This is a genomic window from Streptomyces sp. NPDC020597 (assembly GCF_044335095.1).
GTDB lineage: Bacteria > Actinomycetota > Actinomycetes > Streptomycetales > Streptomycetaceae > Streptomyces.
The window spans coordinates 128,972-148,656 of the sequence record NZ_JBIRUL010000004.1; the positions used below are offsets into that span (position 1 = coordinate 128,972).

Consider the following 19,685-nt stretch of genomic DNA (forward strand, 5'->3'; position numbering starts at 1 on the left):
GGCTGCCGCCTACTTCGGCTGCGGCTTGCGCACCGACAGGTGCAGCTCCCTCAGCCGGGCCTCCTCCAGCTCCGTCGGCGCGCCCATCATCAGGTCCTGGGCGTTGCCGTTGAGCGGGAAGGAGATGGTCTCGCGGATGTTCGGCTCGTCGGCCAGCAGCATGACGATGCGGTCGACGCCCGGGGCGATCCCGCCGTGCGGCGGCGCGCCGAAGCGGAACGCGCGCAGCATGCCGGCGAACTTGTCCTCGACGGTCTCGCGGTCGTAGCCCGCGATCTCGAAGGCCTTGAGCATGATCTCGGGCTCGTGGTTGCGGATCGCGCCGGAGGACAGCTCGACGCCGTTGCAGACGATGTCGTACTGCCAGCCCAGGATGTCCAGCGGGTCCTGGGTCTCCAGGGCCTCCAGACCGCCCTGCGGCATCGAGAACGGGTTGTGCGAGAAGTCGATCTTGCCGGTCTCCTCGTCCTTCTCGTACATCGGGAAGTCGACGATCCAGCAGAAGCGGAAGACGTTCTCCTCGAAGTGCCCGGCGCGCTTGGCGGCCTCGACCCGCACCGCGCCCATGATCTTCGAGACCTCGTCGAACTCGCCGGCCCCGAAGAAGACGGCGTGGCCGGCGGCCAGCGACAGGCGCTTGGTCAGCTCGGCGACGTTCTCCTCGGTGAGGAACTTCGCGATCGGGCCGGACAGCGAGCCGTCCTCGGCCACGCGGACCCAGGCCAGGCCCTTCGCGCCCTGCGTCACCGCGAAGTCGCCGAGCTGGTCGAAGAACTTCCGGGACTGCGCGGCGACGTCCGGCACCGGCAGCGCGCGGACGTGCTTGCCGGCGAAGGCCTTGAACTCCGAGCCCTCGAAGACGTCGGTGATGTCGACGAGCTCCAGCTGCGCGCGCAGGTCCGGCTTGTCGGAGCCGTACTTCAGCATCGACTCACGGAACGGGATGCGCGGGAAGGGCGAGGTGACGTGGCGGCCGCCGCCGAACTCCTCGAACAGCTCCGTCATGAGCTTCTCGATCGGCTGGAAGACGTCCTCCTGCTCGACGAAGCTCATCTCGACGTCGAGCTGGTAGAACTCGCCCGGCGAACGGTCCGCGCGCGCGTCCTCGTCACGGAAGCAGGGCGCGATCTGGAAGTAGCGGTCGAAGCCCGAGATCATCAGCAGCTGCTTGAACTGCTGCGGGGCCTGCGGCAGGGCGTAGAAACGACCCGCGTGCAGCCGGGACGGGACGACGAAGTCGCGGGCGCCCTCGGGCGAGGTCGCGGACAGGATCGGCGTCGCCATCTCGTTGAAGCCGAGCGCCGTCATCTTGTGCCGCATCGCCGAGATGACCGACGTGCGCAGCATGATGTTGCGGTGCATGCGCTCACGGCGCAGGTCGAGGAAGCGGTACTCCAGACGCCGTTCCTCGTTGACCCCGTCCTCGGCGTTGATCGTGAAGGGCAGGGGCTGAGCCGCGCCGAGCAGCTCCACCTCGCCGACCTCGACCTCGACCTCACCGGTCGGCAGGTCCGCGTTGACGTTCTCCGCGCCACGCGAGACGACCTTGCCGTCGATGCGGACCGTCGACTCCTTGGTCAGCTTGTCGAGCGCCTCGTAGGCGGGCGTGCCCGGCCGGGCGACGAGCTGCGTGATGCCGTAGTGGTCGCGCAGATCGATGAAGAGGATGCCGCCCAGGTCGCGCCGATTGTGCAGCCAGCCGCTCAGCCGGACGTCGGTGCCGACGTCAGAGGCGCGGAGCTCGCCGCAGGTGTGGGACCTGTACCGATGCATCGTCGTTCATCCAGTCTTCGCGGATCGGGGTCTGGGATTCATGGTGTTTCACGTGAAACAACCCCCAGAGTACCGGCCACGCCACGCGGGCCTCCCCCCATTACCGGGCGCCGGAGACGGCCCGGGCGCGGCAGGAACACCCGGGGATCAGTGGCACTCTTCGTCTCCGTCTTCTTAAAGTGGGGCAATGCGCACTGGCGAGCCGCTGCCCGCCGTGGGGGACGTACTCGCCGCCCTCGCGACCGGCCTGTGGCACTGGGACACCGCCACCGGGCTGGTCACGGTCGACGCCGAGGCTGCCCGGCTGCTCGGGCTGCCCCGGGAGGAGACCGTCCTCACGGAGGCCCAGACCCGGGCCCGGCTACACCCCGTCGACTGGAACGAGATCACCGGGGTGATCCAGCTCGCGGTCGCCGAGGGCACCCTCGCCGAGGTGCGGATCCGCATCATGGACGACCGGGGACGGGTGGTCCGGGTCGTCCGCAGCCGTTCCAAGCCGTCCTTCGACCCGGTCAAGAAGGCGTACGAGCTGATCGGCACCCTCCAGGAGGTCACCGAGCCGACGCCGGGCACCCCGGCCGGGCGGACCGCCGTCACGGGCGACTGGCGCCGGTCGCGGGAGGCGTTCCTGCTGGACGCGGGCCGGGCGCTGGCGGAGGCGCGGTCCACCGAGGAGGTGCTGCGGGTCGCCGCCGGACTGTCCATGCCGGGTTTCTCCCCGGACGGACTCGCCGTCTTCGGCGTGGAGGGCGACCGGCTGACGATCATCGGCCACCACGGGCACCAGTCGGGCGACGACGACCCCTTCACCCAGATGTCCATCCATACGGACTATCCGGCCGCCGAGGTCGTGCGCACCGGGCGTGCCGTGTACCTGTCCTCCCCCGAGCAGTACAAGGAGCGCTACCCGCTGACCTGGCCGCTGGCCGCGCCCTTCGAGCGTCACTCCTGGGCGTTTCTGCCGCTGACCGTGGCCGGCCGCACGATGGGCGCCTGGATGGCAGGCTTCGCGTACCCGGTGGCGTTCACCCCCGACGAACGGTCCGTGCTCACGACGGTCGCCAGGATGCTCGCCCAGGCCCTCACCCGCGCGGGCGCGGCGGAGACCCAGCGCGAGCTGACCGACGGCCTGCAACGCTCCATGCTCCCCACCCTCGGCCCCGAGATACCGGGCATGACCCTCGCCGCCCGCTACATACCGACCGGCGGCGGCCTCCAGGTCGGCGGCGACTGGTACGACATGATCCCGCTGCCCGGCGGCGCGTCCCGGACGAACCCGGGGGGCGGCCGCTTCGCCCTGGTCATCGGGGACGTCCAGGGCCACGACGTCCGCGCGGCGGGTCTCATGGGACAGCTGCGCATCGCGCTCAGGGCGTACGCCGCCGAGGGCCACCGCCCGGACGCGGTCCTCTCCCGGGCCTCCGGATTCCTGCACGGCCTCGCCGACGCGGACGGCGGCGCCGATCTGCGGTTCGCCACCTGCCTGTACATCGAGGTCGATCCGGTGACCGGGGTGCTGGAGGCGGCCCGGGCCGGCCATCTGGACCCGGCGGTCCGGATGGCCGACGGCACGGTGCTGGTCCGCGCCACCGCGGGCGGGCTGCCGCTGGGCATCGACCCGGACGCCGACTACCCCACCACCCGGCTCGCCCTCGAACCCGGCGAGGCCCTGATGCTGTGCACCGACGGCCTGCTCGAGACCGGAGGCCACGACCTCGACACCGGCTGGCGGCGGGTCCGCAAGATCCTGGAGTCGCACGACGGCGACCTCGAGGAACTGGCCGACGCCCTGGTCCAGGCGGTGCACGGCCCCTCCTCGCACCACACCACGGGTCCGCTCGCCGACCGCCGCGAGGACGACATCGCCGTACTGCTGCTCTGCCGTCAGGGCGCGGGCGGCTGCGGTCCGAGCGCCGCGCCGCTCCCCGCCCGGCAGCCCGTGCGCCGCTCGATGCTCACGGTCGCGCAGGCCGAACCGGAGCGCATCGCCGTGGCCCGGCAGCAACTGCGCGAACTTCTGCACGACTGGACCTGCGACGACCAGGTCGACTCGGCCGTCCTGCTCGTCTCCGAGACCCTGACGAACGTCCTCGTGCACACCGACGCCGACGCGCTGCTGGTCGCCGAGGTCACCGGCGCGCCGGGCGAACGCCGGCTCCGCATCGAGGTCACCGACACCAGCGACGACCTCCCGCACATGCGCCGCCCCGGCGAGCTGGCCTCCTCGGGCCGCGGTCTGGTCCTCATCGAGCTGCTCGCGGACACCTGGGGCGTGGCGCCGCGGGGCGAGGGCAAGAGCATCTGGTTCGAGCTCTACGAACCGTCGGCGACGGCCCCGTAGCGCGTCCGAAGCTCGTGCAGGACCCCGAAGCCGGCCGCGGTCACGGGCACGGCGAGCAACATGCCGAGGATCCCGGCCACGGACGCCCCCGCCGTGATCGCGACCATGACCACCGCCGGGTGCATCTGCACGGTCCGGCTCTGGACCACCGGCTGCAGCACGTGCCCCTCCAGCACCTGCACCGCGAGCACCACGCCGAGCGCCCACAGCGCGATGACGAACCCGCGGTCGGCGAGCGCGACCAGCACGGCGACCGCTCCGGAGAGGAAGGCGCCGAGATAGGGGATGTACGCCCCGACGAAGACGAGGGCGCCGAGCCCCACCGCCCCCGGCACATCGAGGACGAGCAGCCCGACGGTGATGCACACGGCGTCGATGAAGGCGATGAACGTCGTCCCCCGCATGAACCCCTCGACGGCGCGGAAGGCCCTGCGGGCCATGGCCTCGAGGGTGTCGGCGCTGCCGCCCGGGGCGACGGACCGCAGGACGCCGACGGCCCGGTGCGAGTCCCGCAGGAAGAAGAACACGAGCAGCAGCGCCAACACGGCCATGGCGATGGTCTCGCCGACGACGCTCACCCCGCTGATGACATTGGAGGCGGCCGTCCCCCCGAACTTGGTGAGCAGCTCCTTCGCGTTGGCGGCGAGATCGTCGAGCGAGGTCCCGGCCGCCCCGAAGTGGTCGGCGATGCTCCGCCCCGCCGATCTGAGCGCGGCGACGATCTGGTCCCCGCTGTCGATCAGCGCGGCGACGACGATGTACACGGCCCCGCCGACCACGGCGACGACGGCGACACACGTGATCCCGGCCGACAGCGACCGCGGCACCCCGGCCGCCACCATCCGCCGGTGCAGCGGCCGCAGCAGCGCGGTCCCGAGCAGCGCGAGCAGCACGGGGGTGACGGCTGTGCGCAACTCCGCGCACAGCCGGATCCCGACGTACCCGACGCCCGACGCGAGCAGCACCACGGCACACCAGGCGGCGAAGCGGCGGGCGGGAAGCGGGAGCAGGTGCACGGCTCCAGCGGATCACGGCCCCGCCGGCTTGTCCTGACCTGACGGCCGCCCGGGTGACGGGACATGACTCGCACTCAGAATCGAACACGCGCTCCCTGAAGGGTGAACATCCCTACCGGAGACGGGTGTTGCCCTGGACATATGCCTACCGTCCGAGACGGAGGTGATGCTCGATGTACGAGCAGAACAACACACCGCCGCCGAAGCAGTCGGCGGCACAGCAGGACGCGATCGACGTCAACGACTTCGTGTTCGCGGCGACGGGGGCGCGGCTCAGGAGGCTGACGACACCGGACGGGGAGCACTGGTTCGTGGCGGCGGACTTGGCCACGGAACTCGGGTACATGAACACGCGCCAGGCGCTCCTTGCACATGTCGCAACAGATTGCACCCGGTCGCTGGGCGAGATTGCACAAGGCGTCTGCGCAACAGACACCTCGCGCAAACTTGCAGCTCACAGGCTGCAAAAGTCGATGAAGATGGTGAACCTGAAGGGCCTCATCAGGCTCGTCAACGGCTGCACCAAACCGGCCTGCGAGCCGTTCAAGGCATGGGTGTCCGACGTCATCCTGACCGTCCAGCAGCAGGGTTCCTACGCCCTGGAACCGGCCCCCGTACAACCAGCCCCCGCAGGCGGTACCGCGTACGTCATGCCGGAGCAGGTCGTCGACGCCCTGGTGCGCCTCGAAGAGCGCAACATGCAGATGGACGAGTGCCTGGCCGCCTTCGCCGGGGAGCGCAACGACCTGCTGCGGCAGATCAACCACAGCCAGAGCAGGATGGCCGACGCACTGGACGACATCGCCGACGCCCTCGGCCGCCGTGCCGACCGCTCGCGGCCCGTCGACGAAGCGGGGCTGACGCCCCAGGAGCTGCTCGCCCTGTGGAGGGCGAAGAACCTCGTCGTCACGGACGACGTGCACGCGGTCGCCGCTGTCCTCGCCCCGGCGCTGGTGCGCGGCGAAGCCCACTACCGCGTGGAGGAGATCGCCACGCGTACGGGGCTTCCGCACGACCGAGTCCATGACTGCCTGCGGATGCTGCTCAAGCGGGGGTGTCTGCGGCAGACAGGCTGTTCCACCGACGGAGTGCCGGTTTACGTACTGCCGTAGCCGCCAGGTGACATGAGGCAGGCCCGAAGTCGCAAACCAGAGTTGCGGCTTCGGGCCTTGTCACACCGTAGCGGTTTCAGGGCGGGCCGGAGGGTTAGATGCCCTTCTCCGTCATCCCGTGCACTGCCGGGATCGTGCCGAGGCGGCCCTTCTGGAAGTCCTCGAACGCCTGCTGGAGCTCGGCCTTGGTGTTCATGACGAACGGGCCGTAGTGGGCCATGGGCTCACGGATGGGCTGTCCGCCCAGCAGCACGACCTCCAGGTCCGGCGTGTTCGCGTCCTGCTTCTCGTCCGCGCGGACAGTCAGCGAGGAGCCCGCGCCGAAGACCGCGGTCTGGCCCAGGTGGATCGGGCGACGCTCCGCGCCGACCGCGCCCTTGCCCGCGAGGACGTAGGCGAGGCCGTTGAAGTCCTCGCGCCACGGCAGGGTGACCTCGGCGCCCGGCGCCACCGTCGCGTGGATCATCGTGATCGGCGTGTGCGTGATGCCGGGACCGGCGTGCCCGTCCAGCTCGCCCGCGATGACCCGCAGCAGCGCGCCGCCGTCGGGGGTGGTGAGGAGCTGTACGTGTCCGCCCCGGATGTCCTGGTAGCGCGGCGCCATCATCTTGTCCCTGGCCGGCAGGTTCACCCACAGCTGGAGGCCGTGGAAGAGACCGCCGGACATGACCAGCGACTCCGGCGGCGCCTCGATGTGCAGCAGGCCCGAGCCGGCCGTCATCCACTGGGTGTCGCCGTTGGTGATGGTGCCGCCGCCGCCCTGGCTGTCCTGGTGGTCGAAGATCCCGTCGATGATGTAGGTGACGGTCTCGAAGCCGCGGTGCGGGTGCCAGGGGGTGCCCTTGGGCTCGCCCGGCGCGTAGTCCACCTCGCCCATCTGGTCCATCATGATGAACGGGTCGAGGTGACGGTAGTTGATCCCGGCGAACGCGCGGCGCACCGGGAAGCCCTCGCCCTCGTAACCGCTGGGCGCGGTCGTGACGGCGAGCACGGGGCGTGCCACGGCCTCGGCCGACGCGGTGACGCGCGGCAGGGTCAGCGGGTTCTCGACGGTCACTGCGGGCATGTCCGTACCTCCTTGGGCGGCGCACGTCTCATTTTAGTTGAGCATTGAACTTTCTGCCACCCATAACGGCGAAAGCCCGGAGGGCATTCCCTCCGGGCCGCATCGCACGGGTGCTCCGTCTCAGCCGTACATCCGGCGCATCGCGAACTCGACCATCTGCTCCACGGCCTTCGCGTCGAACACCATCCGGTGCTCGCCCTCCATGTCGAGGACGAAGCCGTAGCCGGTGGGCAGCAGGTCGATCACCTCGGCGCCGGTGATCACGAAGTACTTGGACTCCTTGCCCGCGTACCGGCGCAGCTCCTTGAGGCTGGTGAACATCGGGATCACCGGCTGCTGGGTGTTGTGCAGGGCGAGGAAACCGGGGTTGTCGCCACGCGGGCAGTAGACCTTGGAGGTGGCGAAGACCTGCTGGAAGTCCTCGGCGGCCAGCTGACCCGTGGTGAACGCGCGCACCGCGTCCGCGAGGGACGGCGGGGACGGTTCCGGATAGAGGGGCGGCTGCTGGCCGTACCCGCCATGGCCGCCGGGCATCTGCTGCTGCGGCGTCGCGTACTGCTGCTGCGCAGCACCGCCGTCCATGGGCTGGCCGTATCCGTACATGGACGCAAGCGTACCGAGGCGCGCCGACGGCGGAGCGAGGTAGACCCTTCTCACACTTGGACGACGGGGGTTGCAACTTATTACCGACGGGTAGCATCATCGTAGGTACTTGCTACTTGTCGGTATGTGAACCAGCGCGAGGATCCAGTGCCTCGCCCATCTCTCCAACGGATTCCGGGAGCCGTCGCCATGGGGCACTACAAGTCGAATCTTCGCGACATCGAGTTCAACCTCTTCGAGGTGCTCGGGCGCGACAAGCTGTACGGCACCGGCCCGTTCGAGGAGATGGACACCGAGACCGCGAAGAGCATCCTCGGCGAGCTGACCCGCCTCTCGGAGAACGAGCTGGCGGAGTCCTTCGTGGACGCCGACCGCAACCCGCCGGTCTTCGACCCGGAGACCAACACCGCGCCGGTCCCCGCCAGCTTCAAGAAGAGCTACCAGGCCTTCATGGACTCCGAGTACTGGCGGCTCGGCCTGCCCGAGGAGGTCGGCGGCACCACCGCCCCGCCGTCCCTGATCTGGGGCTTCGCGGAGCTGATCCTCGGCGCGAACCCGGCCGTGTGGATGTACTCCTCCGGCCCGGCCTTCGCCGGCATCCTCTTCGACGAGGGCAACGACGTCCAGAAGAAGATCGCGCAGATCGCCGTCGAGAAGCAGTGGGGCTCGACGATGGTCCTCACCGAGCCCGACGCCGGTTCCGACGTGGGCGCCGGCCGCACCAAGGCCGTGCAGCAGGAGGACGGCTCCTGGCACATCGAGGGCGTCAAGCGCTTCATCACGTCCGGCGAGCACGACATGTCGGAGAACATCATCCACTACGTCCTCGCCCGCCCCGAGGGCGCCGGCCCCGGCACCAAGGGCCTGTCCCTCTTCATGGTCCCGAAGACGCTCTTCGACTTCGAGACCGGCGAGCTGGGCGAGCGCAACGGCGTCTACGCCACGAACGTCGAGCACAAGATGGGCCTCAAGGCGTCCAACACCTGCGAGATGACCTTCGGCGACCGGCACCCCGCCAAGGGCTGGCTGATCGGCGACAAGCACGACGGCATCCGCCAGATGTTCCGCATCATCGAGTTCGCCCGCATGATGGTCGGCACGAAGGCGATCTCCACGCTCTCCACCGGCTACCTCAACGCGCTCGAGTACGCCAAGGAGCGCGTCCAGGGTCCCGACCTGGCGAACTTCATGGACAAGGCCGCGCCCAAGGTCACCATCACCCACCACCCCGACGTGCGCCGCTCGCTGATCACGCAGAAGGCGTACGCGGAGGGCATGCGCGCCCTCGTCCTCTACACGGCCTCGATCCAGGACGCCATCGCGGTCAAGGAGGCGGCCGGCGAGGACTCCAAGACCGAGCACGCCCTCAACGACCTGCTCCTGCCGATCGTCAAGGGCTACGGCTCCGAGAAGGGCTACGAGCAGCTCGCCCAGTCGCTGCAGACCTTCGGCGGCTCCGGGTTCCTCCAGGAGTACCCGATCGAGCAGTACATCCGCGACGCCAAGATCGACACCCTCTACGAGGGCACCACCGCCATCCAGGGCCAGGACTACTTCTTCCGGAAGATCGTCCGCAACCAGGGCGCGGCGCTGAACTCCCTCGCCGAGGACATCAAGAAGTTCCTCGCGCTCGGCACCGGCGGCGAGGACCTGGCGGGCGCCCGCGAGCACCTGGCCAAGGCGGCCGTCGAGCTGGAGGCCATCGTCGGCCTGATGCTGACCGACCTCGCGGCCACCGAGCAGGACGTCAAGAACATCTACAAGGTGGGCCTGAACACCACCCGGCTGCTGCTCGCCTCCGGCGACGTGATCGTCGGCTACCTCCTCCTCAAGGGCGCGGCGGTCGCCGCCGAGAAGCTGGAGACGGCCTCCGCCAAGGACCGGCCGTTCTACACCGGCAAGATCGCGGCGGCGAAGTTCTTCGCGGCCAACGTCCTGCCGGGCGTCACCCTGGCCCGCAAGATCGCGGCCGGCGTCGAGCTGGACCTCATGGAGCTGGACGAGGCCGCTTTCTAGGACGCCCCTGCGGACCGGCCCCAAGATCGCGTTCCGGTCACCCCCGGGACGCGCTCCCGGTCGTGGCGGGGACGCCTTCCGCAGCCCGCTCCGGGACGCCCCCGAGGCCACGTCCGGGGTCCGCCGCGAGTCCGCCGGTCCGGGTGCGTCCAAGGACGCAATCGGACTCACCAGGACTCACCGGGACAACCGCGCAGCACTCCACACGGTCCTCACGAGGGCCCGCTCCCATCCCCGGGAGCGGGCCCTCGTACGTCGTTAAGGTGAACACCATGAGCGAACCCTCCCGCTTCGACCGCGGCCACACCGACGACCTCATGACGTATCTGACGGCGAGCCCGTCGCCGTACCACGCCGTGGCGAACGCGGCCGAGCGGCTCGAGAAGGCCGGATTCCGCCAGGTCTCGGAGACGGACGCCTGGGACGCCGAGACGCACGGCGTCTCCGCCTCGGGCAGCGGCGGCCGGTATGTGCTGCGCGGGGGCGCGATCGTGGCCTGGTACGTGCCCGAGGGCGCGGCGCCGCACACGCCGTTCCGGATCATCGGCGCGCACACCGACTCCCCGAACCTGCGCGTCAAGCCGCTGCCCGACACCGGCGCGCAGGGCTGGCGGCAGGTGGCCGTGGAGATCTACGGCGGCCCGCTGCTCAACTCCTGGCTCGACCGCGACCTCGGCCTGGCGGGCCGGCTGACCCTGCGGGACGGCACGACGCGCCTCGTCGACGTCGGCCGCCCGCTGCTGCGCGTCCCCCAACTCGCCATCCACCTCGACCGGTCGGTCAACGCCGACGGCCTCAAGCTCGACAAGCAGCGCCACCTCCAGCCCGTCTGGGGCCTCGGCGGCGACGTCCGCGACGGCGACCTGATCGCGTTCCTGGAGGAGGAGGCCGGGCTGGCCCCGGGTCAGGTCACCGGCTGGGACCTGATGGTGCACTCCGTGGAGCCGCCCGCCTACCTGGGCCGCGACCAGGAGCTGGTGGCCGGCCCGCGCATGGACAACCTGCTGTCCGTGCACGCCGGCGTCGCGGCGCTGACGGCCGTGGCGACGAGCGGCGCGGAGCCGCCGTACATCCCGGTGCTGGCCGCGTTCGACCACGAGGAGAACGGATCGCAGTCCGACACCGGCGCGGACGGCCCGCTCCTCGGCAGCGTGCTGGAGCGTTCGGTCTTCGCGCGTGGAGGCTCCTACGAGGACCGGGCGAGAGCCTTCGCGGGCACCGTCTGCCTCTCCTCCGACACCGGGCACGCCGTGCACCCCAACTACGCGGAGCGGCACGACCCGACGCACCACCCGCGGGTCAACGGCGGGCCGATCCTCAAGGTCAACGTCAACAACCGCTACGCGACGGACGGCACCGGCCGCGCGGTGTTCGCCGCGGCCTGCGAGAAGGCGGGCGTGCCGTTCCAGAACTTCGTCTCCAACAACTCCATGCCGTGCGGCACGACCATCGGCCCCATCACCGCGGCCCGGCACGGCATCCGCACCGTCGACATCGGCGTGGCCATCCTGTCGATGCACAGCGCACGGGAGTTGTGCGGCGACGCCGACCCGTACCTGCTGGCCAACGCGCTCACGGCGTTCCTTCAGGGATGACGGCCCCGGCGAACGCGCCCGCGACGCATGGCAGTCGACCGCCCGGGTACCCGGATTCCGGTGGTGACCGGAACGGCCGGTACACCGGACAGGAGGCAACACCATGGGCCTCGGCGGATGCATCATCCTCATCGCCGCGGGAGCCATCCTCACGTTCGCGACCGACTGGGACATGCAGGGCGTCAACCTCGACCTGGTCGGCGTGATCCTGATGATCGTCGGTCTGATCGGCGTGACGACCTTCAGCAGCATCGCCCGGCGCCGCCGCGTGATGGTGCCTCCCGCCTCGACCACGGTGGTCGAGACCGAGCGGCACCCCCACCGCGACGGCTACAGCGACGGCTACGGCGTCTGACCGCGGCCGCCGTGACCCCGGCCGGGCCGCCGCCGGTCAGGCCTGCGGGTCCAGACCGGCGAGCACCAGCGGCAGCCGGTCCGCCGCGCCCTCGGTGAGGCGGACCGGGACACCCCAGTCCTGCTGGTGGACGTGGCAGGCCGGGTACTCGTTGGCCGGGTCGTCGTCGCACGAGGCCGCCATCGCGGAGACGTGCAGCACCCCTTCCGGCACCGCGGGATCGAGCTCCAGCGCGCGGGACAGGTCCGTGCCCGCGCCCTCGCCCTTCAGCAGCAGCTCGGGCGGGGTGGCGGACACCAGCAGCCGCGTCGACGGACCGTAGCGCGTGTCCAGTTTCTGGCCGGCCGGCGCCTGGAAGATCACGTCCAGCCGCAGCGGGCCCGGCGCGACCTCGGTGGCCGCGCGCCGGGTGCGGTGGGCCACCGCGTCCACCGTGACGGCCTCCTCGGGCAGCCGCAGCCGGGTCAGCCGGTGCCGGGCCGACTCGACGACCACGATGTCCTCGCCGGCCAGGACGGCGTCGCTGGGCTCGCGCAGGTCCGTGGCCAGCGTGCTGACCTCGCCCGTCGCCGGGTCGTAGCGGCGCAGGGCGTGGTTGTAGGTGTCGCTGACGGCGACCGATCCGTCGGGCAGCACGGTGACGCCCAGCGGGTGCTGGAGCAGCGCCTGCCCGGCCGCGCCGTCGCGGTGCCCGAAGTCGAACAGTCCCGTGCCGACGGCCGTGTGCACGGCGCCCTCCCGGTCGACCCAGCGCAGCGCCGACGTCTCCGAGTCGGCGAGCCACAGCCGCTCCCCGTCCGGCGCGGCGGCCAGACCCGACGGCTGGGCGAACCAGGCCTCGGCGCCCGGTCCGTCGACGAGCCCCTCGTTGGTCGTGCCCGCCACGACGCACACCGTGCCGTCGGCCGGGTCGTACGCCCACAGCTGGTGCACGCCGGCCATGGCGATCCACACCCGGCCGTCGAAGAGCGCCACGTCCCAGGGCGAGGAGAGGTCGACCTCCCGCGCGGGGCCCGACGTCGGCGACCCCTGCCACCACTGCCTGCCGGTCCCGGCCAGCGTCGTCACCGCCCCCGAGTCCAGGTCGAGCCGGCGCAGGGCGTGGTTGACGGTGTCGGCGACGACCACGGCCCGCTCGTCGAGCAGGGCGAGGCCCTGCGGTTCGTTGAAGGCGGCGGTCTGCGCCGTGCCGTCGGCGAGGCCGCGCACGCCGGACCCGATCCGGCGCACCACGGTCTCCCCGTCCTCCGCGAGCTCCACGAGCTGGTGCCGTGTGGTGTCGCTGACCAGGATGTTCCCGCCGGGGAGCACCAGGGCCTTGCCCGGGAAGCGCAGCGCGGTCGGCTCGGGCTCCGGCGCCACGTACGGCCCGTCGCCGCGCCGCAGTGTGCCCTTCGCCGCGTGCTCGGCCTCCAGCTCCGCCACCAGCCGCTCGATGGCGTGCACATGCCCCTCGCCGGCGTGCTGCGCGACGACGTACCCCTCCGGGTCGATCACGACGAGCGTCGGCCACGCGCGGACCGCGTACTGCTTCCACGTGGCCAGCTCGGGATCGTCGAGCACCGGATGCTCCACGCCGTACCGCTCGACGGCGTCCACGACCGCCCGGTGCTCGGCCTCGTGGACGAACTTCGGCGAGTGCACGCCGACCACGACCACCGTGTCGCGGTGCTTCTCCTCCAGCTCCCGCAACTCGTCCAGCACATGCAGGCAGTTCACACAGCAGAACGTCCAGAAGTCCAGAACGACGATGCGTCCGCGCAGGTCGGCGAGGGTGTACTGCTGTCCGCCCGTGTTCAGCCAGCCGCCCTTGCCGATCAGCTCGGGGGCACGGACACGGACGCGACGGGGGGCCGGGGCCGGTGAGGAGTCGGTCATGCCTCAAGGGTGCCACCGGCCACCGACAGTCCCGCCCCGGCCCCCTTTGTCGCCGGTCGCTGCCGCAGTCGGGTCATTCCTCGCGGCATTTCCCGCGCGGGCCGGGAAGGTCCCGCCGGGCCGGGGAAGCGGTAGGGGTATGAGATTTCTCGTGTGTGACCGGCTGCTCGGGCTCGGAGACGACTACTGGATCGAGGACGACCGCGGCGACAAGGTCTACCTCGTCGACGGCAAGGCGATGCGGCTGCGGGACACCTTCGAGCTGAAGGACACCCATGGCCGGGTCCTGATCGACATCCACCGCAAGATGTTCGCCCTGCGGGACACGATGGTGATCGAGCGGGACGGCGAGCCGCTGGCCACGATCCGGCGCAAGCGGCTGTCGCTGCTGCGCAACCACTACCGGGTGGCTCTCGCGGACGGCCGCACCGAACTCGACGTCAGCGGCAGGATCCTCGACCGGGAGTTCGCGGTCGAGTACGACGGCGAACTCCTGGCCGTCGTCTCCCGCCGCTGGCTGCACGTGCGGGAGACGTACGGCGTCGACGTCGTACGCGAGGACGCCGATCCGGCGCTGCTGATCGCGGTGGCGGTGTGCGTGATCCACCTCGCGGACAAGGAGCGGCACGACGACTGAGGGCCGACGACTGAGGGCCGACGACCGAGGACCGACGACCGAGGACCGGCTGCTCGACAGAACAGCGGGTCAGCGGGTCAGCGGGGCGGGGTCGGCAGGCCGAGGACGCGGTCCTTGAGGGCCGGGAACAGTTCGCGGGTCGTGGCGACGGCGGCCGGGTCGAACTCGACGGTCAGGACCTCCTCGCCGGGGCCCGCCTCGGCCAGCACCTCGCCCCACGGATCGACCACGATCGAGTGACCCGCCTGCGGAACTCCGGCGTGCGTCCCGGCCGTTCCACAGGCGAGCACGAACGCCTGGTTCTCGACCGCCCGCGCCCGGGCCAGCAGCGTCCAGTGCGCCCGCCGGCGCTCCGGCCAGCCCGCGGAGAGGACGAAGGTCTCGGCGCCGGCGTCCACGAGGGCGCGGAACAGTTCCGGGAAACGGAGGTCGTAACAGGTGGCGACGCCGACGGTCGTCGCGGGGAGGCGGACCGTCACCGGCTCCTCGCCCGCGTTCATCAGCACGGCCTCGCCCTTGTCGAAGCCGAAGCGGTGGATCTTGCGGTAGGCGGCGGCCAGCTCGCCGGAGGGGGAGAAGACGAGCGACGTGTTGTAGAGCGCCCCTTCGTCCCCGGCGCCGCTCGCGGCGGGCGCCCGTTCCGGGATCGAGCCCGCGTGCAGCCACACGCCCGCGTCGCTCGCCGCCTTCGCCATCGCCTCGTACGTCGGCCCCTTCAACGGCTCCGCCTCGTCGGCGAACAGCTCGTAGGCGAACGCGCCGGTCGTCCACAGCTCAGGCAGCACCACGAGGTCGGCGCCGGCCTGTTCTCTTACCAGCGCGGCAGCCCGCAACCGCCGCGCTTCGACCGATTCGTCCTCATCTGCGGCGATCTGGAGGAGAGAGGCGCGCACACTACCACCGTCCTGGCATTCGAGTAGTCCACACGGGCCTACGATCGTCACACGAAAGCACTGCCGGGGTGCCTCACAGCAGCGTAACTTAGCGTTTCGTAGAGACCCGCCGACACTGCCGACACCCGCCACCTCCCGCTGGCAACGCCGCCACAGCCCACCCGAGTACCGACCGCCGAGGGGTCCCGTTTCCGTGAGTCTGCATCCCACCCTCCAGCCCTACGCCGACGCCTGGACCCACTCCATCGAAGCGATATCCGAGCTGGTGCAGCCTCTGGTCGAGGCGGACTGGAACCGCCGGACGCCGTGCCCGGGCTGGTCGGTCCGCGATGTCGTGTCCCACGTCATCGGGCTGGACTGCGAGATGTACGGCGACCCGCGTCCCATCCACACCCTCCCGCGCGACCTGTTCCACGTCACCAACGACCTCCAGCGCTACATGGAGATGCAGGTCGACGTGCGCCGCCACCACACGGCGCCGGAGATGACGTCCGAGCTGGAGTACACGGTCATCCGCCGCAACCGGCAACTGCGCAACGAGACGCGTCAGCCCCACACCAAGGTGCGCGGTCCGCTCGGCACCGAGCTCACGCTCGAGGAGTCGATGCGGCTCCACGCGTTCAACGTCTGGGTGCACGAGCAGGACCTGCGCACCGCCCTCGGCCGCCCCGGCAACCTCGACTCGCCCGGCGCCCACATCACCCGTGACGCGCTGCTGGCCGAACTCCCGGCGGTCGTCGCGGAGAAGGCCGACGCCCCGCGCAGTTCCGCGGTCGTCTTCGACGTGCACGGCCCGATCGAGTTCCTGCGCACCATCCGCGTCGACATCCAGGGCCGCGGCACCCTGGAGACGGCGCCGGCGCTCGGCCCCGCCGCCGCGTTCGCCCTCGACTGGGAGACCTTCGTCCGTCTGGCCTGCGGCCGGGTGACGGCGGACGCGGTCGCCGACCGGGTGAAGGCGGAGGGCGAGCCGGAGCTGACGGCGGCGATCCTGCGCAACTTCGCGGTCACCCGGTAGCCGGCGCCGGCCGGGTGCGGGACCCGACGAGGAACGGGCCCGTCGTGATCGTCACGACGGGCCCGTTCCTCGTTCTTCTCCGTGCTCGGCGGCTGACCTGGGATCAGCCGAGCCGGGCGAAGCCGTAGTTCAGCAGCTTCGTCGCGTCGGCGGCGCGCACCGTCGCGTTGGTGGAGGCCAGCACCGTGCCCACGACGGTCTTGCCGCCCCGGGTGGCGGCGAAGACGAGGCAGTACTTCGCCTCCGGGCCGGAGCCCGTCTTCACGCCGATGGCGCCGCTGTAGCTGCTCAGCAGCGTGTTGGTGTTGGTCCAGGCCCCCATGGTGCGGATAGAGCCGGTCTTGGTGACGGTCTTCGCGGTGTACGACTTGGTCTTGACGACCGCACGGAAGTTCGCGTTCTTCAGCGAGTTACTGGCGAGCTTCGTGAGGTCCTTGGCGGTGGAGTAGTTCGCCCCGCTGCCGATGCCGTCGAACGAGTCGAAGTGCGTGTTCGTCATGCCGAGCGTCTTCGCCTTGGCGTTCATCTTGGCGATGAAGCTCTTCACGCGCGCGGCCCGCGTCGTGCCCGTGCCGAACTTGTCGGCCAGCGCGTACGCGGCGTCACAGCCCGACGGCAGCATCAGCCCGTAGAGCAGCTGACGGACGGTCACCTTGTCGCCCACGATCAGACGGGCGGAGGACGCGGTGTTCGCGACGATGTAGTCGCTGTACGCCTTCTGGATGACGACCTTGGTGTCCAGGTTCAGGTTCGTCTGCGACAGCACGACGTTGGCCGTCATGATCTTCGTGGTGGAGCCGGTGGACAGCTTGGTGTCCATGCCCTTGTTGTAGAGCCCCGCACCGTTCGCGTTGTTCATCACGAAGCCGGTCTTGGCGGCGATCGTGGGCGTGGCGACAGCCTGCGCGGGAGCCGCGGTGAGGGCTCCGGTCGCGAGCACTGCGCCGGCGGTGACGGCAACGGCGGCGGCCCTGCGGACTCGGATGCCCTTGATGGCGGTTATCAACTGAAATACCCCGATTACGTCGAATGCCCCTGCGGTGCGGCCAAGTTCATAGGGGGAAAGAGATGGGCCGCACATGTGTGACACGTAAGTAGCACACAAAGTTGTGCGCCCGCCGGGCAGAATTTCCGATTACTTGATCCATTCCTTACCCGGACCCCACCACCGGACACCGCCACCCGCCTCACGACCGCCCCACGACCCGCCTCACGACCGGCACCGCGATCCGGTCCCGCAACAGGGCCCGCGAGTCCGCATCCTGGACCCGCCCCCCGTTGCGTACGTGTTGTATCTATCCTGTCGGCATGCAGTCCACCGCTCTGCCCGCCCGCGTCCCCTCCCCCGCTCCCGTCAAGCAGCCGCCTGCCGCCGACCGCGTGTACGCCCACGTCAAACAGGGTGTCCTGGACCGCCGTTACCAGGGTGGCGCCCTTCTCACCGAGGGAGAGCTCGCCGAGGCCGTGGGCGTCTCGCGCACTCCCGTGCGGGAGGCGCTGCTGCGCCTGGAGGTGGAGGGGCTGATCAAGCTCTATCCCAAGAAGGGCGCCCTGGTCCTGCCGGTCTCCGCACAGGAGATCGCGGACGTGGTGGAGACCCGGCTGCTGGTGGAGGAGCACGCGGCGCGCAAGGCGGTGCCCGCGCCGGCCGGGCTGATCGAGCGCCTGGAGGAACTGCTCGAGCGGCAGAGGGAGCAGACGGCGGCGGGCGACCTGGCCGCGGCCGCCGTGACGGACCGCTGCTTCCACGCCGAGATCGTCCGCAGCGGCGGCAACGAGATCCTGTCGCGGCTGTACGACCAGCTCCGCGACCGCCAGCTGCGGATGGGCGTCGCCGTGCTGCACTCGCACCCGGACCGGATCGCCAAGTCCCTCGCCGAGCACGAGGAGCTGCTGTGGGCGCTGCGCTCCGGCGACGCCGACGCGGCCGTCCGTATCGTGCACCGGCACATCGGCTGGTTCTCCCACCTGGCCCGCGGGGAGGTCCGGTGAGCACCGCGGCCCGCGGCCCGAACTCCACTCTTCCGGGTGACCCTCCCCCGCAGGGGACGCCCCCCGGAGGACGACGCGCGATGGCGGTCTGGGGGATCGGCGTCTCGGTCTACTTCGTCGCCGTCATCTTCCGCACGTCGCTCGGAGTGGCCGGCCTCGACGCCGCCGACCGCTTCCAGGTGAACGCCTCGGCCCTGTCCACCTTCTCGATCCTCCAGCTCCTGGTGTACGCGGGCATGCAGATACCGGTCGGCCTGCTGGTCGACCGGCTCGGCACGAGGAAGGTGCTGGCCATCGGCGCCGTGCTGTTCACGGCCGGACAGCTCGGCTTCGCCTTCTCCCCCTCCTACGGCACGGCCCTCGCCTCACGCGCACTGCTCGGCTGCGGTGACGCGATGACGTTCATCAGCGTGCTGCGGCTGGGCGGCAGGTGGTTCCCGGCGCGCCGCGGGCCGATGGTCGCGCAGCTCGCCGGCCTGGTGGGCATGGCGGGCAACCTCGTCTCCACCCTGGTGCTGGCACGCCTCCTGCACGGCGTCGGCTGGACGGCGGCCTTCGCGGGCAGCGCGGTGGCGGGTGCGGTGGTCCTGGTGCTCGTGCTGCTCTTCCTCCAGGACCACCCCGAGGGTCAGGAGCCGGAGCCCTTCCCGCACCGGGGCGCCGCGTACGTGCGCCGTCAGATCGCCGCGTCCTGGCGCGAGCCGGGCACCCGGCTGGGCCTGTGGGTGCACTTCACCACCCAGTTCCCGGCGATGGTGTTCCTGCTGCTGTGGGGCCTGCCCTTCCTGGTCCAGGCACAGGGCCTGTCGCGGGCGACGGCCGGCGAGCTCCTCACCCTGGTGGTCCTGTCCAACATGGTCGTCGGCCTCGTGTACGGGCAGATCGTGGCCCGTCATCACGAGGCGCGACTGCCGCTGGCCCTGGGCACGGTGGGCGCGACGGCGCTGATGTGGGCGGGCACGCTGGCCTGGCCCGGCGGCCGGGCGCCGATGTGGCTGCTCGTCGTGCTCTGCGCGGTGCTCGGCGCGTGCGGCCCCGCGTCCATGCTCGGCTTCGACTTCGCCCGTCCGGCGAACCCGCCCGAGCGGCAGGGCACCGCGTCCGGCATCACGAACATGGGCGGTTTCGTGGCGTCGATGACGACGCTCTTCGCGGTCGGCGTGCTGCTGGACGCGACGGGCGACGACTACCGCATCGCCTTCTCGTTCGTCTTCGTCCTGCAGGCCGTGGGCGTCAGCCAGATCCTGCGGCTGCGCGGGCGGGCGCAACGGCGGGAGCGGGAGCGGCTGGTGGCGAGCCGGGTGGAGACCGTGCACGTGCCGGCCTGAGGACGGGCGGGGCGCGCTCGGGGCCTGTCGCGCGGGGAGCCGCGCCCCGGGGTGTCCGGGGC

At 70.9% G+C, this 19,685-nt stretch carries 17 protein-coding genes; 9 read left to right on the top strand and 8 right to left on the bottom strand.

Features of this window, described 5'->3' with window-relative positions; genetic code table 11:
• Nucleotides 1-9: 9 nt before the first annotated feature.
• The gene (gene aspS, locus ACH4ZA_RS09165; RefSeq protein ID WP_319275959.1) at nt 10-1,773 is read right to left on the bottom strand and encodes an aspartate--tRNA ligase; all 1,764 of its coding nucleotides are present in this window, start codon (nt 1,771-1,773) and stop codon (nt 10-12) included.
• A 187-nt stretch (nt 1,774-1,960) separates the two neighbouring features.
• On the opposite strand from aspS, the gene ACH4ZA_RS09170 reads away from it, so the two are divergent.
• On the top strand, nt 1,961-4,114 hold the full coding sequence (locus ACH4ZA_RS09170) for a SpoIIE family protein phosphatase (RefSeq protein WP_319275960.1): 2,154 nt from the start codon (nt 1,961-1,963) through the stop codon (nt 4,112-4,114).
• Here the strand turns inward: ACH4ZA_RS09170 and ACH4ZA_RS09175 are convergent.
• Complete coding sequence (locus tag ACH4ZA_RS09175; protein ID WP_319275961.1) at nt 4,087-5,130, bottom strand: AI-2E family transporter; 1,044 nt, start codon at nt 5,128-5,130, stop codon at nt 4,087-4,089. The genes ACH4ZA_RS09170 and ACH4ZA_RS09175 overlap by 28 nt on opposite strands.
• 145 nt (nt 5,131-5,275) lie before the next feature.
• The gene (locus ACH4ZA_RS09180; protein ID WP_398428887.1) at nt 5,276-5,476 is read right to left on the bottom strand and encodes a hypothetical protein; all 201 of its coding nucleotides are present in this window, start codon (nt 5,474-5,476) and stop codon (nt 5,276-5,278) included.
• Between ACH4ZA_RS09180 and ACH4ZA_RS09185 the strand changes: the two genes are divergently transcribed.
• Nucleotides 5,442-6,242, top strand: coding sequence for a Bro-N domain-containing protein (locus ACH4ZA_RS09185; protein ID WP_398428671.1), 801 nt, complete (start codon nt 5,442-5,444; stop codon nt 6,240-6,242). The genes ACH4ZA_RS09180 and ACH4ZA_RS09185 overlap by 35 nt on opposite strands.
• A gap of 94 nt (nt 6,243-6,336) precedes the next feature.
• Here ACH4ZA_RS09185 and ACH4ZA_RS09190 read toward each other — a convergent pair whose 3' ends face one another.
• Complete coding sequence (locus tag ACH4ZA_RS09190; protein ID WP_398428673.1) at nt 6,337-7,308, bottom strand: pirin family protein; 972 nt, start codon at nt 7,306-7,308, stop codon at nt 6,337-6,339.
• Between the two features lie 120 nt (nt 7,309-7,428).
• Nucleotides 7,429-7,911, bottom strand: a complete 483-nt coding sequence (locus ACH4ZA_RS09195; RefSeq protein WP_107443105.1) for an SseB family protein — start codon at nt 7,909-7,911, stop codon at nt 7,429-7,431.
• A gap of 189 nt (nt 7,912-8,100) precedes the next feature.
• On the opposite strand from ACH4ZA_RS09195, the gene ACH4ZA_RS09200 reads away from it, so the two are divergent.
• The 3 genes from ACH4ZA_RS09200 (at nt 8,101) to ACH4ZA_RS09210 (ending at nt 11,877) form a co-directional block, all read left to right on the top strand.
• Nucleotides 8,101-9,927, top strand: a complete 1,827-nt coding sequence (locus ACH4ZA_RS09200; RefSeq protein WP_398428675.1) for an acyl-CoA dehydrogenase — start codon at nt 8,101-8,103, stop codon at nt 9,925-9,927.
• 272 nt (nt 9,928-10,199) lie between these two features.
• On the top strand, nt 10,200-11,522 hold the full coding sequence (locus ACH4ZA_RS09205; protein WP_398428676.1) for a M18 family aminopeptidase: 1,323 nt from the start codon (nt 10,200-10,202) through the stop codon (nt 11,520-11,522).
• 103 nt (nt 11,523-11,625) lie between these two features.
• Nucleotides 11,626-11,877, top strand: a complete 252-nt coding sequence (locus tag ACH4ZA_RS09210) for a DUF6458 family protein (RefSeq protein WP_319275966.1) — start codon at nt 11,626-11,628, stop codon at nt 11,875-11,877.
• Nucleotides 11,878-11,913: 36 nt separating this feature from the next.
• On the opposite strand, the gene ACH4ZA_RS09215 is transcribed toward ACH4ZA_RS09210, so the two are convergent.
• On the bottom strand, nt 11,914-13,755 hold the full coding sequence (locus ACH4ZA_RS09215; RefSeq protein WP_319275967.1) for an NHL domain-containing thioredoxin family protein: 1,842 nt from the start codon (nt 13,753-13,755) through the stop codon (nt 11,914-11,916).
• Nucleotides 13,756-13,894: 139 nt separating this feature from the next.
• Between ACH4ZA_RS09215 and ACH4ZA_RS09220 the strand changes: the two genes are divergently transcribed.
• On the top strand, nt 13,895-14,392 hold the full coding sequence (locus tag ACH4ZA_RS09220) for an LURP-one-related/scramblase family protein (RefSeq protein ID WP_398428677.1): 498 nt from the start codon (nt 13,895-13,897) through the stop codon (nt 14,390-14,392).
• A gap of 77 nt (nt 14,393-14,469) precedes the next feature.
• On the opposite strand, the gene ACH4ZA_RS09225 is transcribed toward ACH4ZA_RS09220, so the two are convergent.
• Complete coding sequence (locus tag ACH4ZA_RS09225) at nt 14,470-15,285, bottom strand: carbon-nitrogen family hydrolase (protein WP_319275969.1); 816 nt, start codon at nt 15,283-15,285, stop codon at nt 14,470-14,472.
• A 193-nt stretch (nt 15,286-15,478) separates the two neighbouring features.
• Here ACH4ZA_RS09225 and ACH4ZA_RS09230 point away from each other — a divergent pair, with 193 nt between their 5' ends.
• On the top strand, nt 15,479-16,303 hold the full coding sequence (locus ACH4ZA_RS09230) for a maleylpyruvate isomerase family mycothiol-dependent enzyme (protein ID WP_319275970.1): 825 nt from the start codon (nt 15,479-15,481) through the stop codon (nt 16,301-16,303).
• A gap of 103 nt (nt 16,304-16,406) precedes the next feature.
• On the opposite strand, the gene ACH4ZA_RS09235 is transcribed toward ACH4ZA_RS09230, so the two are convergent.
• Nucleotides 16,407-17,309 (bottom strand): D-alanyl-D-alanine carboxypeptidase, encoded by a 903-nt coding sequence (locus tag ACH4ZA_RS09235; RefSeq protein ID WP_319275971.1) that lies wholly within the window; start codon nt 17,307-17,309, stop codon nt 16,407-16,409.
• A gap of 302 nt (nt 17,310-17,611) precedes the next feature.
• Here ACH4ZA_RS09235 and ACH4ZA_RS09240 point away from each other — a divergent pair, with 302 nt between their 5' ends.
• Together ACH4ZA_RS09240 and ACH4ZA_RS09245 are read left to right on the top strand one after the other, a co-directional pair.
• Nucleotides 17,612-18,295, top strand: coding sequence for a GntR family transcriptional regulator (locus tag ACH4ZA_RS09240; protein ID WP_319275972.1), 684 nt, complete (start codon nt 17,612-17,614; stop codon nt 18,293-18,295).
• Nucleotides 18,296-18,375: 80 nt separating this feature from the next.
• Nucleotides 18,376-19,623 (top strand): nitrate/nitrite transporter, encoded by a 1,248-nt coding sequence (locus ACH4ZA_RS09245; RefSeq protein ID WP_398428678.1) that lies wholly within the window; start codon nt 18,376-18,378, stop codon nt 19,621-19,623.
• The last annotated feature ends 62 nt before the right edge of the window (nt 19,624-19,685 follow it).

Excerpts from the sequence above, each read along its gene's own strand:
- ACH4ZA_RS09215 (WP_319275967.1), bottom strand. The coding sequence starts at position 13,755 with ATGACCGACTCCTCACCGGCCCCGGCCCCCCGTCGCGTCCGTGTCCGT.
- ACH4ZA_RS09205 (WP_398428676.1), top strand. The coding sequence starts at position 10,200 with ATGAGCGAACCCTCCCGCTTCGACCGCGGCCACACCGACGACCTCATG.
- ACH4ZA_RS09220 (WP_398428677.1), top strand. The coding sequence starts at position 13,895 with ATGAGATTTCTCGTGTGTGACCGGCTGCTCGGGCTCGGAGACGACTAC.
- ACH4ZA_RS09210 (WP_319275966.1), top strand. The coding sequence starts at position 11,626 with ATGGGCCTCGGCGGATGCATCATCCTCATCGCCGCGGGAGCCATCCTC.
- ACH4ZA_RS09245 (WP_398428678.1), top strand. The coding sequence starts at position 18,376 with ATGGCGGTCTGGGGGATCGGCGTCTCGGTCTACTTCGTCGCCGTCATC.
- ACH4ZA_RS09190 (WP_398428673.1), bottom strand. The coding sequence starts at position 7,308 with ATGCCCGCAGTGACCGTCGAGAACCCGCTGACCCTGCCGCGCGTCACC.
- ACH4ZA_RS09170 (WP_319275960.1), top strand. The coding sequence starts at position 1,961 with ATGCGCACTGGCGAGCCGCTGCCCGCCGTGGGGGACGTACTCGCCGCC.
- ACH4ZA_RS09240 (WP_319275972.1), top strand. The coding sequence starts at position 17,612 with ATGCAGTCCACCGCTCTGCCCGCCCGCGTCCCCTCCCCCGCTCCCGTC.
- aspS (WP_319275959.1), bottom strand. The coding sequence starts at position 1,773 with ATGCATCGGTACAGGTCCCACACCTGCGGCGAGCTCCGCGCCTCTGAC.
- ACH4ZA_RS09195 (WP_107443105.1), bottom strand. The coding sequence starts at position 7,911 with ATGTACGGATACGGCCAGCCCATGGACGGCGGTGCTGCGCAGCAGCAG.
- ACH4ZA_RS09200 (WP_398428675.1), top strand. The coding sequence starts at position 8,101 with ATGGGGCACTACAAGTCGAATCTTCGCGACATCGAGTTCAACCTCTTC.
- ACH4ZA_RS09180 (WP_398428887.1), bottom strand. The coding sequence starts at position 5,476 with ATGTACCCGAGTTCCGTGGCCAAGTCCGCCGCCACGAACCAGTGCTCC.